We start from the raw sequence: 16297 nt of genomic DNA on the forward strand, positions 1-16297 counted from the left end.
CCGAAACCAGATGTGGACCCGACCGTGCCGCTCGAACTCAGCGTGGACCGGAGCAGCCCGGTGCCGCTGTACTTCCAGCTGTCCCAACAGCTGGAGGCCGCGATCGAGCACGGCTCGCTGACCCCGGGCAGCCTGCTGGGCAACGAGATCGAACTCGCCGCCCGGCTCGGCCTGTCCCGGCCCACGGTCCGCCAGGCCATCCAGTCCCTCGTCGACAAGGGACTCCTGGTGCGCCGCCGGGGCGTCGGCACCCAGGTCGTGCACAGCCAGGTCAAACGCCCGCTCGAACTCAGCAGCCTCTTCGACGACCTGGAGGCGGCCGGACAGCGCCCCGCCACCAAGGTCCTCGTCAACACCGTCGTCCCGGCGTCCGCCGAGGTCGCGGCGGCGCTCGGCGTGGCCGAGGGCGGCGACGTGCACCGCATCGACCGGTTGCGGCTGGCGCACGGCGAGCCGATGGCGCACCTCTCCAACCATCTGCCGCTCGGCCTGCTCGACCTGGACTCCGCGCAACTGGAGGCCACCGGCCTGTACCGGATGATGCGCACCGCCGGGATCACCCTGCACAGCGCCCGCCAGTCCATCGGCGCCCGGGGCGCGACCGCCGAGGAGGCCGAGCGGCTGGCCGAGACCGAGGGCGCCCCGCTCCTCACCATGCAGCGCACGACGTTCGACGACACGGGCCGCGCGGTCGAGTTCGGCAGCCACACATATCGGCCGACGCGCTATTCGTTCGAGTTCCAGCTCCTGGTACGTCCATGAGCGCGCCGTTTGCCCCGGGATGCTCGTCGTAATGTCCGGACAATTAAATTTCGGACGGCGCCCGCCGAAGCACCCCTTCAAGGGCCCGATGAACCGCGCGACCAGCCACAAAGCACCCGCACAGGACAACGATCCGCACCCCCTGTCCGCCCCCGCACAGCACCTACGGTCACCGTGAGGCAGAATCGGGCCTTGATGAGCACCTACGGCAATTTCAGCGCCCCCATAGGCTCCCGCCGCGCCACGGCGCTCCGCACGGTCGGCACCCGTGAGCGGAGGTCGCACCTGACGGCCCCCCGCGTGCCCACCGTCGGCATCGACATCGGCGGCACCAAGGTCATGGCGGGCGTCGTGGACGCCGACGGCAACATCCTGGAGAAGCTCCGCACGGAGACCCCGGACAAGTCCAAGAGCCCCAAGGTCGTCGAGGACACCATCGTCGAACTGGTCCTGGACCTGTCCGACCGGCACGACGTGCACGCGGTCGGCATCGGCGCGGCCGGCTGGGTCGACGCCGAACGCAACCGCGTCCTGTTCGCGCCCCACCTGTCCTGGCGGAACGAGCCCCTCAGGGACCGCATCACCAGCAGGCTCTCCGTCCCCGTCCTGGTGGACAACGACGCCAACACCGCCGCCTGGGCCGAGTGGCGCTTCGGCGCCGGCCGCGGCGAGGACCACCTCGTCATGATCACGCTCGGCACCGGCATCGGCGGCGCGATCCTGGAGGACGGCCAGGTCAAGCGCGGCAAGTACGGCGTCGCCGGCGAGTTCGGCCATATGCAGGTCGTGCCCGGCGGCCACCGCTGCCCGTGCGGCAACCGCGGCTGCTGGGAGCAGTACAGCTCCGGCAACGCCCTGGTCAGAGAGGCCCGCGAACTGGCCGCGGCCGACTCCCCGGTGGCCTACGGGATCATCGAGCACGTCAAGGGCAGCATCGGCGACATCACCGGGCCCATGATCACGGAACTCGCCCGCGAGGGCGACGCGATGTGCATCGAACTGCTCCAGGACATCGGCCAGTGGCTGGGCGTCGGCATCGCCAACCTCGCCGCCGCCCTCGACCCCTCCTGCTTCGTGATCGGCGGCGGCGTCTCGGCCGCCGACGACCTGCTGATCGGCCCCGCGCGCGACGCGTTCAAACGCCAGCTCACCGGCCGCGGCTACCGCCCCGAGGCCCGCATAGTGCGCGCCCAGCTCGGCCCCGAGGCCGGCATGGTCGGCGCCGCCGACCTCGCCCGCCTGGTCGCCCGCCGCTTCCGCCGCGCCAACCGCCGCCGGGTCGAACGGTACGAGCGCTACGAACGGTTCGCCGAGTCCCGGCGCGGCACCCAGGACACCGCATGATCGCATCGCTGCCCCGCCAGGCCACCCCCCGCGACGAGCCGCCCCGGCCGCCCGAGGACCCCCGCCACAAGGCCCGCCGCCGGGCGCTCACCCTGCTCATCATCGTGCTGCTCATCGGCGTACCGGCCGTCTATCTGGCGATCTCCGCGAACCAGAGCCGCAACAGCGGCAAGGACAAGGAGGCCAAGTACTCGGCGACCGGGCTCACCGTGGGCTGGCCCTCCAAGGTCCAGCGCCGCCTGTACCAGGTACCGGTCCCGCACCCGGCGGAGGAAGTCGCCTTCTACGAGACCAACAACTGGAAGACCAGCCGCCTCTACGTCCAGTTCCAGACCTCCGAGGCCGGACTCGACACCTTCCTCGCCGGCACGGGGATCGACCGGGACACGCTGAAGAAGAACGACATCACCATCAGCGACCGCGACCAGAAGATCACCGGCTGGAAGTTCACCGGGCCCGGCCCCTGGTGGGGCGTCGTCAACAAGCAGAAGGACCCGGCACCCACCCAGGACATCGTGGTGAACCTGTCCGACCCGGCCCTCCCCATGGTCTACGTCGTCTCCCGCACGGTTCCCTAGCGGACCGGCCCCGGCCCGTCGCCGGGGCCGATTGTCAGACCCCGCCCGTAGAGTCGAAGACAGCTGACACGACCGACGGGCGGGAGGTGACAGGACGTATGACGGACACGGCACTCATGGAGCAGATCTCCGTACGGCTGGCCGCCGTCTTCCTGCCGTCCCCCGTCGTCCCGCGCGAGGGCCGCTTCGCCTTCTGGGACCCCGACGGCGAGCGCGCCCTCCCCGAAGCCGAAGAGGGCGTGGAACAGACCGAGTTGACGGTCGTACGACGACAGGGCGCCGCGATCCGCCGCAGGTCCGCCCCCGCGCTGACCCTGCCCATCGAAGCGGCCCTGCCCCTGCTGGTGCGCGCCCGCCGAGACCCCGCCGCCCATCCCGCCACGGCCTGCTGGGGCGCCGCCGCCCTGCACGCGCTCCGGCTCACCGCCTGCGGCCGGCTGCTCCCCGGCCTCACCGCCGCGGGCCACGACGCCTGGCGCGCGGGCCCCCTGGAACCGCAGGACATCGCCCACGTCCGCGCGGTCGCCGCGGCCCTGCCCTACGAGGGCCACGCCGTCCCGCTGCCCGGCCCCGGCCCGCTCCGGCTGCCCGAGCCGGAAGCCCTGATGCGGTCCTTCCTGGACGCCGTCGCGGACACCCTGCCCCGCACCCCGGCGGCGCCGTACACCTCGGGGATGCCCTTCGCGGCCCGCCCGCCGCAGCGTCTGCGCGACGCCCAGGACTGGGCCGCGGAGGTCGCTGCCGGCATGGACGCGGGCGTGCGCGTCTCGCTCCGCCTGGACCTCTCGGCCTACGACCTGTTCGACGACGGCGGCCGGGTGCGCAGCGCGGGCGCGGCGATCGTCCAGGTGCACAGTCTCGCCGATCCCACCCTCGTGGTCGACGCGGCGGCCCTGTGGGCGGGCACGGCGGACACGGCCTTCGGCCCGCGCGCCCGCGTGGACGCCGCACTGGCCGTACGCCGGGCCGCGCGCGTGTGGCCCCCGCTCGACCGCCTCACCGAACAGGACGCACCCGACGTACTCGCCCTCTCCGAGGAGGAGTTGGGCGATCTGCTCGGCGTGGCGGCCACCCGGCTCGCGGCGGCCGGGGTCGCCGTCCACTGGCCCCGGGACCTGGCGCAGGACCTCACGGTGTCCGCCGTGGTCCGGTCGGCGCCGGGCTCGGCGACCGACGGCACCGGCTTCTTCGAGAGCGAGGAACTCCTCCAGTTCCGCTGGCAGTTGGCGCTCGGCGGCGACCCGCTCACCGAGGCCGAGATGGACGTCCTGGCCGAGGCCCACCGCCCGGTCGTACGACTGCGGGACCAATGGGTGCTGGTCGACCCCGCCCTCGTCCGCAAGGCCCGCAAACGCGAACTGGGCCTGCTCGACCCGATCGACGCGCTGTCCGTCGCGCTCACGGGCACGGCGGAGGTCGACGGCGAACAGGTGGCGGCGGTCCCGGTCGGCGCGCTGGCCACCCTCCGCGACCGCTTGACGGAGGGCATCCGCCCCGCCGAGCCCCCGCCCGCCCTCCAGGCCACCCTCAGGGACTACCAACTCCGCGGCCTGGCCTGGCTCGACCTGATGACCTCCCTCGGCCTCGGCGGCTGCCTCGCCGACGACATGGGCCTCGGCAAGACGATCACCCTGATCGCCCTCCACCTGCGCCGGGCACACCCCGACCCCACCCTCGTGATCTGCCCCGCCTCACTCCTGGGCAACTGGCAGCGCGAGATCGCCCGCTTCGCCCCGGAGGTCCCCGTCCGCCGCTTCCACGGCGCGGACCGCACCCTCCAGGACCTGACCGGCGGCTTCGTCCTCACCACGTACGGCACGATGCGCTCGACGGCGGCGACCCTCGCCCAGCAGCCCTGGGGCATGGTCGTCGCGGACGAGGCACAGCACGTCAAGAACCCGTACTCGGCGACCGCGAAGGCCCTGCGCACGATCCCGTCCCCCGCGCGCGTGGCCCTCACCGGCACGCCCGTCGAGAACAACCTCTCCGAACTCTGGGCCCTGCTCGACTGGACGACCCCCGGACTCCTCGGCCCCCTGAAGTCCTTCCGCGCCCGGCACGCGCGCGCGGTGGAGAACGGCGAGGACGAGGAGGCGGTGACCCGGCTCGCCCGTCTGGTCCGCCCGTTCCTGCTGCGCCGCAAGAAGTCCGACCCCGGCATCGTCCCCGAACTCCCGCCGAAGACGGAGACGGACCACCCGGTCCCGCTCACCCGCGAACAGGCCTCGCTCTACGAGGCGGTGGTGCGGGAATCGATGCTGGCGATCGAGACGACGGAGGGCATCGCGCGCCGGGGCCTGGTCCTCAAGCTCCTCACCTCCCTCAAGCAGATCTGCGACCACCCGGCGCTGTATCTGAAGGAGGAGCACACGGCGGCCCAGGCCGGCGGCGACCGTCTCACCGCCCGCTCGGGCAAACTCGCCCTGCTGGACGAGCTGTTGGACACGGTGCTGTCGGAGGACGGTTCCGCGATCGTCTTCACGCAGTACGTCGGCATGGCCCGCCTGATCACCTCCCATCTGGCGGCCCGCGCGGTCCCGGTCGACCTGCTGCACGGCGGCACACCGGTACCGGAGCGGGAGCGCATGGTGGACCGCTTCCAGGCCGGCGCGACCCCCGTGCTGATCCTGTCCCTGAAGGCGGCGGGCACCGGCCTGAACCTCACCCGCGCGGGCCATGTCGTCCACTTCGACCGCTGGTGGAACCCGGCGGTCGAGGAACAGGCCACGGACCGCGCGTACCGCATCGGCCAGACCCAGCCGGTCCAGGTCCACCGCCTCATCACCGAGGGCACGGTCGAGGACCGCATCGCCGAAATGCTCGAATCCAAGCGGGCGTTGGCCGACGCGATCCTCGGCTCCGGCGAGTCGTCCCTGACGGAACTGACCGACCGCGAACTGTCGGACCTGGTGTCGTTGCGGAGGCAGCCGTGACGGGGACGGAGACCACGGCACAGGCCGGAAGCGGGCCGGAGCAGCAGGAAACGCCCGAACAGCGAACCTCCCGCCCCGCCGACCTGGCCCGACAGGCCCTGCGGGCGGCCCGCGAGCACCGACAGCGGGAACTGGAGCAGCGGGAACCTGAGGGTGATCCGGCGCACCTTGAGGACGAGGAGGGCGGCGGCGGGGCTGAGGTGTCTGGTTCCGGGAAGCCGGAGTCTCACGCGCCCGTGCCCGCCGACCCCGAGGAGCCGCCGTCGCGCACACCCGTGTCGACCGGCGTCGATGCGTCGGCGGTCACCGCACCCCTCACCGCCGATCCCCAGTCACCCGCCCCACAGCCGTCCGCCCCTCGCCCCGGAGACGCCGCCCGTGCCGCGCTGCGCGCCGCGCGACCGGTTCGGCGCGAGGCAGCCGCGGCGGCCGACCCCGAGGACACGGGCAGCGAACCGGCCACCGGTCCCGCAGAACACGGGGACGACCTCCCCACACCTCCTGCCGCCGCCCCGGCCGACAGCACCCCGGATCAGGCGTCCGCACGTTCCGTACGCCCCGCCGACATCGCACGCGAGGCGCTGCGAGCTGCCCGGCGAGGGGCTCGGCAGGCTCTGACTGACGCCGGGCACAAGGAAGTTGAGCCCGCGCCCCGACCGCCCCGATCACCCCGCCCGACCTCCGCTCCGTCCGGCTCGGACGCCCCACGGCCCCGCGGTGTCGCGGACGAACGGGCCCGCGCCGTACGGGACATGCTCGCCGACGCCTTCGTGATGCCCCGGGACGACGACCCCACGACGGAGCCGCCCGCCGACAACGACCAAGAAGACCAGGAGAGTTGGACCACCCGAACACCGGACCGCACCGCACGCCACACCACGCCCGAGCCCCTCACCACCAACTCGGGCCCCGACCCCGACCCCGCCCCCACCCCCTCCACCTCCCCCTCCATGGCCGCCCCCTCCCGCGACGGCGACCTCCGCCGTACCTTCCCCGCGTTCCCGCCCAGGCCCTCGCAGGACACACGCTTCGCCGGGACCTGGTGGGGCAACGCGTGGGTCACCGCCTTGGAGGAAGGCGCGTTGGACGCCAAACGCCTCACGCGCGGGCGGAGTTACGCGGAGAAGGGGCACGTCGACGCGATCACCGTGACGCCGGGGCTCGTGCTCGCGTACGTGCAGGGCAGCCGTCCCCGCCCCTACCGCGTACAGGTGCGGCTGCGGACGCTCGACGACGCCGACTGGGACCGGTTCCTGGACGCCGCCGCCGACCGGCCAGGGCACATCGCCGCGCTGCTGGACAAGGAGATGCCCAAGTCCCTTGCCGAGTGCGGGGTTCCATTGCTGCCGGGGCCGGGTGATCTGGACCCGCATTGCAGTTGCCCCGACGCCGGGCACCCCTGCAAGCACGCCGCCGCCCTCTGCTACCAGACCGCGCGTCTCCTCGACGCGGACCCCTTCGTCCTGCTCCTGCTGCGCGGCCGGGGCGAACGCCCGCTGCTGGACGCGCTGTCGCGCCGCAACGCGGCCCGGGCCGCCCGTGCCGCCCAGGACCACGAACCGGTCCCCCTCCCCGGAGTCCGGGCCACGGAGGCCCTGGCGAAGGACCGCCGACTCCCGCCGCTCCCGCCCCCGTTGCCCATGCCCCCGCACCCCGGGCAGCCCCCGGTGTACCCGGCGGCACCCGGCGGCCCGGACCCCTTCGCCCTCGACCAGTTGGCGACCGACGCCGCCGTCCGCGCGCACGCGCTGCTCGGCACCGGCCGGGATCCGGTCGGGGAGCTGACCCTGTGGCAGGACGCGGTCCGGCTCGCCGCCGCCCGCCCGGGTTCGGGGCTGACCGCCGCCACCCGTTCCCTCTACGCCTCCCTCGCCAAGGCCACCGGACGCACCGCCGCCGAGCTGGCGCGCGCGGTCGCCGCCTGGCGGCAGGGCGGCATCGAGGGCCTCGCGGTGCTCGAAGAGCCCTGGGACCCGCCGGCCGGCCGCTTCGACCGGGCCCGCCCCCTGCTCCTCGCCGCCGACCTCCCGGCCTTCCGCCCCTGGCACAACCACCTCACCCACCCCCACGGCCACGTCCAACTCCGCCTGGGCCGCGACGGCTTGTGGTACGCCTACGAATCGGAACCGGGCCACGACGACTGGTGGCCCAGAGGCACCCCCGACCTGGACCCGGTCGGCGCACTGACCGGCCTGGGTGCCCCCGGCGAACTCTGAGCCCGACCTCCGACCTGCGACCTTCGCCCCCAGTGCCTCACCCCTGCCCCCGATGCCTCACCCTCGCTACCGGGTGAAGACGCTGTGAGAGTTCCCCACCGAAGTGTGGGAGCCGGGTGCGGAGACCGGGGGCCCCACAGCCGGGCCGTAAGAAACGGCGGTTACGTTGGAGCGGTGAGCGACATGAACAACAGCCCCGCCCTCCAGTACCGCTTCGACGGCCCCGAGGACGCCCCGGTTCTCATCCTGGGTCCGTCGCTCGGGACGACTTGGCACATGTTCGACCGCCAGGTGCCCGAGCTGGCGAAGCAGTGGCGGGTCTTCCGGTTCGATCTGCCGGGCCACGGCGGCTCACCCGCGCACCCGGCGGGCGCGGTCTCCGACCTGGCCGACCGGCTGCTGGTCACCCTCGACGCGCTCGGCGTGCAGCGCTTCGGCTACGCGGGCTGCGCGCTCGGCGGCGCGGTCGGTCTCGAACTGGTCCTGCGCCACCCGGAGCGGGTGGCCTCCCTCGCGCTGATCGCGGCCTCGCCCCGCTTCGGCTCGGCGGACGAGTTCCGCCAGCGCGGGGTGATCGTGCGCACCAACGGGCTCGACCCCATCGCCCGTACCTCGCCCGAGCGCTGGTTCACCAGCGGTTTCGCCGCCGCGCAGCCCGCGATCACCGAGTGGGCCGTACAGATGGTGCGCACCACCGACCCCGGCTGCTACATCGCCGCGTGCGAGGCGCTGGCCGCGTTCGACGTACGGTCGGAACTGGCCCGTATCGGCGTCCCGACCCTCGTCCTCGTCGGCTCGGACGACCAGGTCACCGGGCCCGCCGAGGCCCGCACCCTGGTCGCTGGCATCCCGGACGCCCGCCTCGCGGTCGTACCCGGTGCCTCGCACCTGGTCCCGGTCGAGCAGCCCGCCGCCGTCACCGACCTCCTGGTCCGGCACTTCTCCACGGCCTGGCAGCCGCCCTACGACCAGTCCACCGGGCAGGTCGCCGTTGTCGCGCCCCCGGCCAGGCCGGTCCTCGCCGCGCCCCAGCAGGTCGCACCCATCGCCGAGATCGCGCCGCCGCCTCCCGTACCGCCGCAGGTCATGGGCCGTCCTGATCCCTACGACGCCGGGATCAAGGTCCGCCGGGAGGTGCTCGGCGACGCGCATGTGGACCGGGCGCTCGCGCAGGCGGACGAGTTCTCCGGGGACTTCCAGGAGTTCATCACCCGGTACGCGTGGGGCGAGATCTGGGACCGGCCGGGCCTGGACCGGCGCTCCCGCAGCTGTGTCACGCTCACCGCGCTGGTCGCGGGCGGTCATCTGGACGAGCTGGCCTTCCACACCCGGGCGGCGCTGCGCAACGGCCTCACCCCGGTCGAGATCAAGGAGGTGCTGCTCCAGGCGGCCGTGTACTGCGGGGTGCCGGCGGCGAACAGCGCCTTCAAGGTCGCCCAGCAGGTCATCCGCGAGGAGACGACCCCCACGGAGTGATCGTCAGCCCGGTACCGAAAGCACCAGCCTCGCCCGCCCGCCCGGAGCCGGGCGGGGAGAGGATGGACCCATGACGCTCACCACGCTCACCAAGAAGTCGCACGCCTGCATCCGTCTGGAGAAGGACGGCCGCACGCTCGTCATCGACCCGGGCACCTTCACCGAGGAGGACGCCACGGCCGGCGTCGAGGCGATCCTCGTCACGCACGAGCACCTCGACCACTTCAACGAGGACCGGCTGCGGGCGGGCCTGGACGCCAACCCGGCCGCCGAGATCTGGACCCTGAAGTCGGTCGCGGACCAGCTCTCCGCCGCCTTCCCGGGCCGCGTGCACACGGTCGGCCACGGCGACACCTTCACGGCGGCGGGCTTCGACGTCCAGGTGCACGGCGAACTGCACGCCGTGATCCACCCCGACATCCCGCGCATCACCAACGTCGGCTACCTCGTCGACGGAGGCCGCGTCTTCCACCCCGGCGACGCCCTCACCGTCCCCGACCACCCCGTCGAGACCCTGATGCTCCCGGTCATGGCCCCCTGGAGCAAGATCTCCGAGGTCATCGACTACGTCCGCGAGGTCAAGCCGCAGCGCGCCTACGACATCCACGACGCCCTGCTCACGGACCTCGCCCGGCCGATCTACGACCATCAGATCGGCGCGCTCGGCGGCGCGGAGCATCTGCGGCTGGCGCCGGGGGACAGCGCGTCGGTCTGAGTGTCGGTGCCGCCCGGTAGGTTGTGAGGCATGCGCATCGCGACCTGGAACGTGAACTCGATCACCGCCCGTCTGCCGAGGCTCCTGGCCTGGCTGGAGAGCAGCGGCACCGACGTGCTGTGCCTCCAGGAGGCCAAGCTCGCCGAGGCGCAGTTCCCGTTCGACGAGCTGCGCGAGGCGGGCTACGAGGCGGCGGTGAACGCGACCGGCAGATGGAACGGCGTGGCGGTGCTCTCCCGCGTGGGCCTCGAAGACGTGGTCAAGGGCCTCCCCGGAGACCCCGGCTACGACGGCGTCCAGGAGCCGCGCGCCGTCTCCGCGACCTGCGGCCCGGTCCGCGTCTGGTCGGTGTACGTGCCCAACGGCCGCGAGGTGGACCACCCCCACTACGCGTACAAGCTCCAGTGGTTCGAGGCCCTCAAGGCGGCCGTCGCGGGCGACGCGCAGGGCAGCCGCCCGTTCGCCGTGCTCGGTGACTACAACGTGGCACCGACCGACGACGACGTCTTCGACGTGGCCGCCTTCGAGGGCCTGACCCATGTCACCCCGGCCGAGCGCGCCGCCCTCACCGCCCTGCGCGAGTCGGGCCTGACGGACGTGGTCCCGCGCCCCCTGAAGTACGACCACCCGTACACGTACTGGGACTACCGCCAGCTCGCGTTCCCGAAGAACCGGGGCATGCGCATCGACCTCGTGTACGGCAACGAATCCTTCGCGAAGGCCGTCACCGACTCCTACGTGGACCGCGAGGAGCGCAAGGGCAAGGGCGCCTCGGACCACGCACCGGTCGTGGTGGACCTGGACGTCTGACCGGCCCGTCCCGTCCCGGCCCGGGTCCGTGCGGACGGGCTCGGGCGAGCGACACCGGCCGCCACCGGCGACGCCCTGTGGTGCGTACGGCGGTGCGAATGACACGCTGTATGTATGAACATCCCTTTCCTGGGCGACCGGGCCGAGAAGCACCGTATCCATGACGCCGAGGGCATCGCCGAGTTGCTGGCCGAGTGCGAGCTGCTGCGTTCCCACGCGTCCCGGGAGGGCATCCGACTCGACGACTCCGCAGGCTCGTTGGAGGCGCTCGACCAGCTGGTGCCGCGCTGGCGGGACGACGAGGAGACCGTGTCCTGGCTCGGCAACGACGCCGGTCTGTATCTGGGGACCGTGATCGTGCGCACGGTGGAGGGCGCCGCCTGGGAGATCCGCTCGGACGGCCAGCCCGTCGTACGGCTGGTCTCCGGGCGCGAGTTCGACGTCGTGGCCTCCGGTCACGAGTGGGCCGCGAGCGGTGTGCCGGAGCTCTCGCAGCTGTACGCGGAGGTCGCCGAAGAGTAAGAGCGGTGTAAATACGGCTAATGCCCGAAAAGTGCGTGTCGTGCTTTAACTCCGGTCTTGTCTGGATAGTTTGCGGCGACCACGACACAGCTGAGAGTGAGTAGGGCTGGGCATGGCCGTCGATCCGTTGATCGAACTGCGGGACGTCAACAAGTACTACGGGGAGCTGCATGTCCTCCAGGACATCAACCTCACCGTCGGCAAGGGGGAGGTGGTCGTGGTCATCGGCCCTTCGGGGTCGGGAAAGTCGACGCTGTGCCGGACGATCAACCGGCTGGAGACCATCGAGTCCGGGACGATCCAGCTCGACGGCCGGCCGCTGCCCGAGGAGGGCAAGGCCCTCGCGAGACTCCGCGCCGAAGTCGGCATGGTCTTCCAGTCCTTCAACCTCTTCGCCCACAAGACGGTGCTCCAGAACGTCTCGTTGGCCCAGATCAAGGTCCGGGGACGCAAGCGGGACGACGCCGACCGGCGCTCCCTCGAACTCCTCGACCGCGTGGGCCTCGCCGCGCAGGCGCCCAAGTTCCCCGTGCAGCTCTCCGGCGGCCAGCAGCAGCGCGTGGCCATCGCCCGCGCCCTGGCCATGGAGCCCAAGGCGCTGCTCTTCGACGAGCCGACCTCGGCCCTCGACCCGGAGATGATCAACGAAGTCCTGGACGTCATGCGGCAGTTGGCCCAGGACGGCATGACCATGGTCGTCGTCACCCACGAGATGGGCTTCGCCCGCTCCGCCGCGGGCCGCGTCGTGTTCATGGCCGACGGCCGCGTCGTCGAGGACCGCACCCCCGAGGAGTTCTTCACCAACCCGCGCACCGACCGGGCCAAGGACTTCCTGTCCAAGATCCTCAAGCACTGAGCGGGGAGTGCGATCCATGTTCCGTACCACTCGTGTGCTCCTCGTGCTGGTTCTCGCCCTGTTCGCGACCGCCTGCGGCAAGGAGGGCAGCCCGCCCGTCAAGGGCCCGGCCGCCGACCGGCTCCCCAACTACCAAGTGGCGCAAGGCTTTCAGCTCCCCGACTCCAAGACCTGGAAGCGGGCGAAGAAGCGCGGCTACTTCACGGTGGGCGCCAAGGAGGACCAGCCCTACCTCGGCGAGAAGGACCCCGCCACCGGCACCTACTCCGGCTTCGACATCGAGATCGCCAGGATGATGTCGGCCTCCCTCGGCTTCGCCCCGAAGACCGTCCACTTCCGCACGATCGCCTCCGCCAACCGCGAAACCGCCCTCCAGAACGGCCAGATCGACTACTACGTCGGCACCTACACCATCAACGACCTGCGCAAGAAACTCGTCGGCTTCGCCGGGCCCTACTACCTGGCCGGCCAGTCGCTCCTCGTGCGCACCGACGAGCACGACATCCACGGCCCGCAGGACCTCGCCGGCAAACGCGTCTGCTCGGCGGCCGGCTCCACGCCGTACCAGCGCATCAAGGACGACTATCCCAAGGCCCAACTCGTCGCCTACGACACCTACTCGGTCTGTGTCGACAACCTGCTCACCTACCAGGTCGACGCCGTCACCACCGACGACGCGATCCTCATCGGCTACGCGGCGAAGGTCCCCGACCAGCTCAAGGTCGTCGGCAAGCCCTTCTCGAAGGAGCCGTACGGCATCGGAGTCCCGCACGGCGACAACGCCCTGCGCTTCGCCCTCGACGACGCCTTGGAGGCCCGTGAGAAGAACGGCGACTGGAAGAAGGCGTACGAGGCGACGCTCGGCCTGTCCGGAGTGCCCGCGCCCACCCCGCCCGCGATCGACCGCTACCCGGCGAGCTGAGCGAGTCCGATGTGAACGTACTGACAGACAACTTCCCGACCTTCCGCGACGGCTTCCTCGGCACCGTCGAACTCACCGTCTACGCCTCGGTGCTGGCGCTCGTCCTCGGCTTCCTGATGGCCTCCTTCCGGGTCGCGCCGGTCGGTTCGCTGCGCGTGTTCGGCACGGTGTGGGTGACCGTCCTGCGCAACACCCCGCTCACCCTGCTGTTCTTCGCGGTCCTGCTCGGCCTGCCGCGCTTCGGACTCGTGCTGCCCTTCAAGGTGTTCGCGGTGCTCGCGCTCGGCTGCTACACCTCGGCGTTCATCTGCGAGGCGCTGCGCTCCGGCATCAACACCGTGCCCAGGGGACAGGGCGAGGCGGCCCGCAGCCTCGGGATGTCCTTCGGGCAGAGCCTCGGCCTGGTCGTCCTGCCCCAGGCCTTCCGCTCGGTGATCCCGCCGGTCGGCTCCACGCTCATCGCGCTCGCCAAGAACTCGGCGATCGCGGGCGCCTTCAGCGTCACCGAACTCCTCGGCACGTACCGGACGTTGAGCGAACTCGGCTACAACATCGTCTGGACCTTCGTCTGGATCGCCCTCGGCTACCTGATCATCACCCTCGCCATCAGCGCGCTGTTCAACGTGCTGGAGAGGAAGTGGGGAGTCGCCCGATGACCACCGCCAACGCCCTCTACGACGTCCCCGGCCCCAAGACCCGCAAACGGCACCGGCTTTACGGCATCGCGTCGACCGCCGTCATCCTCGGGCTGCTCGCCTGGATCCTCTATCTCCTGTTCGACACCGACCAGTTCACCTACACGAAGTGGATGCCCTTCGAGTACAAGGGAATTCAGGAACTCCTGCTGCGCGGCCTCGGCAACACGCTCAAGGCCTTCGGGCTGGCGGCCGTACTGTCACTGGCACTTGGCACCCTGCTCGCCGTGGGACGCCTCTCGGACCACCGTCCGGTGCGCTGGGTCTCCACACTCGTCGTGGAGTTCTTCCGCGCCATGCCCGTCCTGGTGATGATCTTCTTCATCTTCGTGGCGCTCAAGGCGCAGCCGCTGCCCGCGCTGGTCGCCGGCCTCACCCTCTACAACGGCTCGGTGCTCGCCGAGGTCTTCCGCTCGGGCGTCAACAGCGTCGAACGCGGCCAGCGGGAGGCCGCGTTCGCGCTCGGCCTGCGCAAGACCCAGGTGATGTCCTACGTCCTCGTACCGCAGGCGGTGCGGGCCATGCTGCCCGCCGTCATCAGCCAGTTGGTGGTCACGCTCAAGGACACCTCGCTGGGCTATCTGATCACCTACGAGGAGTTTCTCCACGCCGGGAAGCTGATCGCGTCGAACCTCGACTACGATTTGCCGTTCATCCCCGTGGTGCTGGTGATCTCGCCGATCTACATCGGGATGTGCATGCTGCTCTCCTGGTTCGCCGGATGGGTGTCCCGCCGGGAGCAGCGCAGTCCCAGGACCGGGGCCGTGGACGTGGCCCCGGCCGAACCAGGGACGCTGCTGCCGCGGGTGCAGTAGTAGGAGGGCACTTGCTCGCCCGGCGGCAGCCGGAGATCACTGCTCGCGCAACGGGACCGACACGTACGACGGGTCGTTCACCGGCGAGGAGAAGGTCAGCTGCGCGCCGGTCGGGTTGTGCTCGATGTAGAGCGGGTCGACCGTGTCGACGACCAGGGCGAGACGATGCCCTGCCGGGACGTCGTAGGCCGTGGAGAACAACTCCAGGTCCACACCGAACGGCCTGCCGGGCGTCTGCCCGTGCCAGGTGTACGGCGCGTTGCCGACCAGCTTGCCGAGGCCGAGCGGGCCCACGTCGTAGAGGTACGCGACGAGGGTGCCGCTCTCCTTGGTGTCCGTGACCGTGGTGTGCAACGTGACGCTCCCGCGCACTTGTCGGGCCTTCGCGTACGGCCCCGACTGCCAAACGGCGGCCCAGCGGCGCGGCAGCAGCGGGACCCACGCGACCGGGGGCGCCTGCGCCACCTGGTCGAGGATGCTGGACAGGAAGACGATCCCGCCGTCCGCACCCGAGTCGACGTTGGTGTGGATGGTGGTGGTGCCCGCGAGGTCGATCTTCGTGCGCGTCGCGCCGACCGACTTCCAGTCCGGATAGCCCTCGTAGCCGCCCCCGGAACGGGACTTGAGCTCCACCGGCTGCTCGCGGTCGATGCCGTTGTCCGCGCCCTTGAGGTAGTGGTCGAACCAGCGCTCGGTGTCCGTCCACACGTCGTTGGGCAGCCCGAACAGTCCGGTCAGTTCGGCGGTGGCGTGATCGCCGGGGCGGAGTTCGAGCCGCTTGGGCCCGGTCAACCCGCCGTAGAAGTCGGTGATCTGGGCGGGCGGGAAGATCGTGTCGCCCCAGGCGTTGGCGAGCATGATCGCCGTGCCGTTGCCGTTGATCCGGTCGAGGTAGGTGGCGGGGGAGCGCTCCTTCGCCCAGGTGATCATGTCCTGTTCCTTGGACAGGTCACCGGCGAGGAAGTCTTTGAAGACCTGGCTCGTCCGCGCGCTCGGGCGGCCGGTGACGAGGCCGACGCCGTCCAGCAAGGCGGTCGCCTGGGCGTGTTCGGTGCGGCCCGAGTAGATGGAGTCGACCAGGTCGGCCCAGCCGCTCAGCGAGGCGACCGCCTTGATCCGCCTGTCGTGCGCCGCCGCGAGCAGGCTGATGCCGGCGCCGTAGGACACGCCCGCCATGCCGATGTGCCCCGCGTCGGACGGGGTGTTGGCGAGCGCCCAGTCGATCACCTTGGACGCGTCGGCCACGTCGGCCGGGCCGCCCACCTCTATTCCGCCGCCGGACTGCCAGAAGCCGCGCACGTTGTAACTCACCACGACATAGCCGGAGTTCGCGAGCTTCTCGGCCTGGGCCAGGTACTGGACCTGGGGGAAGCCCCAGCTGGTGGGCAGCACGAGGAGGGGGTAGCGGTGCGAGCCGTCGGTATCGGCCGGTACGACGACGTTCGCCGCGAGCTTCGTACCGCCGTCGCCCGCGATGTCGACGAAGCGGACGCCGCTCGTGGCGGCCCCGGCGGCGGGGGCGAGCCCGAGGACGCCTCCGGCGACGAGCGTCGCGGCGACGGCGACCGCGGCGGTCGTACGCAGGGACTGGCGATGAGTTCGCACGGGTCACTCCTCACACGTGTCAATGCAAAGTGACCCGACGGTAACCGC

The 16297-nt window shown here is 71.5% G+C and carries 14 protein-coding genes; 13 read left to right on the plus strand and 1 reads right to left on the minus strand.

Annotation, left to right across the window (positions count from 1 at the left end; genetic code table 11):
* Nucleotides 1–24: 24 nt before the first annotated feature.
* The 13 genes from ACIQPR_RS15090 to ACIQPR_RS15150 all read left to right on the plus strand — a co-directional run bounded on the left by ACIQPR_RS15090 (nt 25) and on the right by ACIQPR_RS15150 (nt 14644).
* Nucleotides 25–762, plus strand: coding sequence for a GntR family transcriptional regulator (locus tag ACIQPR_RS15090; protein WP_403647932.1), 738 nt, complete (start codon nt 25–27; stop codon nt 760–762).
* 195 nt (nt 763–957) lie between these two features.
* Nucleotides 958–2106, plus strand: a complete 1149-nt coding sequence (locus ACIQPR_RS15095; RefSeq protein WP_403647935.1) for an ROK family glucokinase — start codon at nt 958–960, stop codon at nt 2104–2106.
* A complete protein-coding gene (locus ACIQPR_RS15100) occupies nt 2103–2684 on the plus strand; it encodes a sugar kinase (protein ID WP_403647364.1) in 582 nt (193 codons plus the stop codon). The genes ACIQPR_RS15095 and ACIQPR_RS15100 overlap by 4 nt, the downstream gene beginning before the upstream one ends.
* 98 nt (nt 2685–2782) lie before the next feature.
* Nucleotides 2783–5617: an SNF2-related protein gene (locus ACIQPR_RS15105; protein ID WP_403647367.1), complete on the plus strand. Its 2835-nt coding sequence runs from the start codon at nt 2783–2785 to the stop codon at nt 5615–5617.
* Nucleotides 5614–7833 (plus strand): SWIM zinc finger family protein, encoded by a 2220-nt coding sequence (locus tag ACIQPR_RS15110; RefSeq protein ID WP_403647370.1) that lies wholly within the window; start codon nt 5614–5616, stop codon nt 7831–7833. The genes ACIQPR_RS15105 and ACIQPR_RS15110 overlap by 4 nt, the downstream gene beginning before the upstream one ends.
* A 183-nt stretch (nt 7834–8016) precedes the next feature.
* Entirely contained in the window at nt 8017–9309 is a 1293-nt protein-coding gene (gene pcaC / locus ACIQPR_RS15115; protein WP_403647938.1) for a 4-carboxymuconolactone decarboxylase, read from the plus strand.
* Nucleotides 9310–9379: 70 nt separating this feature from the next.
* The gene (locus ACIQPR_RS15120) at nt 9380–10024 is read left to right on the plus strand and encodes an MBL fold metallo-hydrolase (RefSeq protein ID WP_403647373.1); all 645 of its coding nucleotides are present in this window, start codon (nt 9380–9382) and stop codon (nt 10022–10024) included.
* Nucleotides 10025–10054: 30 nt separating this feature from the next.
* On the plus strand, nt 10055–10834 hold the full coding sequence (locus ACIQPR_RS15125; RefSeq protein ID WP_403647375.1) for an exodeoxyribonuclease III: 780 nt from the start codon (nt 10055–10057) through the stop codon (nt 10832–10834).
* A 114-nt stretch (nt 10835–10948) separates the two neighbouring features.
* Nucleotides 10949–11356 carry a DUF6278 family protein gene (locus tag ACIQPR_RS15130; RefSeq protein ID WP_403647378.1) on the plus strand — a complete coding sequence of 136 codons (408 nt, stop codon included), beginning with the start codon at nt 10949–10951 and terminating at the stop codon, nt 11354–11356.
* Between the two features lie 112 nt (nt 11357–11468).
* Nucleotides 11469–12212: an amino acid ABC transporter ATP-binding protein gene (locus ACIQPR_RS15135; RefSeq protein WP_403647381.1), complete on the plus strand. Its 744-nt coding sequence runs from the start codon at nt 11469–11471 to the stop codon at nt 12210–12212.
* Between the two features lie 16 nt (nt 12213–12228).
* Entirely contained in the window at nt 12229–13134 is a 906-nt protein-coding gene (locus tag ACIQPR_RS15140; RefSeq protein WP_403647384.1) for a glutamate ABC transporter substrate-binding protein, read from the plus strand.
* A gap of 11 nt (nt 13135–13145) precedes the next feature.
* Nucleotides 13146–13790, plus strand: a complete 645-nt coding sequence (locus tag ACIQPR_RS15145) for an amino acid ABC transporter permease (RefSeq protein WP_403647387.1) — start codon at nt 13146–13148, stop codon at nt 13788–13790.
* A complete protein-coding gene (locus ACIQPR_RS15150; protein ID WP_403647390.1) occupies nt 13787–14644 on the plus strand; it encodes an amino acid ABC transporter permease in 858 nt (285 codons plus the stop codon). Before ACIQPR_RS15145 ends, ACIQPR_RS15150 begins: the two co-directional genes overlap by 4 nt.
* Nucleotides 14645–14680: 36 nt before the next feature.
* Here the strand turns inward: ACIQPR_RS15150 and ACIQPR_RS15155 are convergent, their stop codons facing one another.
* Nucleotides 14681–16249 carry a CocE/NonD family hydrolase gene (locus tag ACIQPR_RS15155; protein ID WP_403647393.1) on the minus strand — a complete coding sequence of 523 codons (1569 nt, stop codon included), beginning with the start codon at nt 16247–16249 and terminating at the stop codon, nt 14681–14683.
* Nucleotides 16250–16297 lie beyond the last annotated feature (48 nt).

The organism is Streptomyces sp. NPDC091280 (genome assembly GCF_044768565.1).
GTDB lineage: Bacteria > Actinomycetota > Actinomycetes > Streptomycetales > Streptomycetaceae > Streptomyces.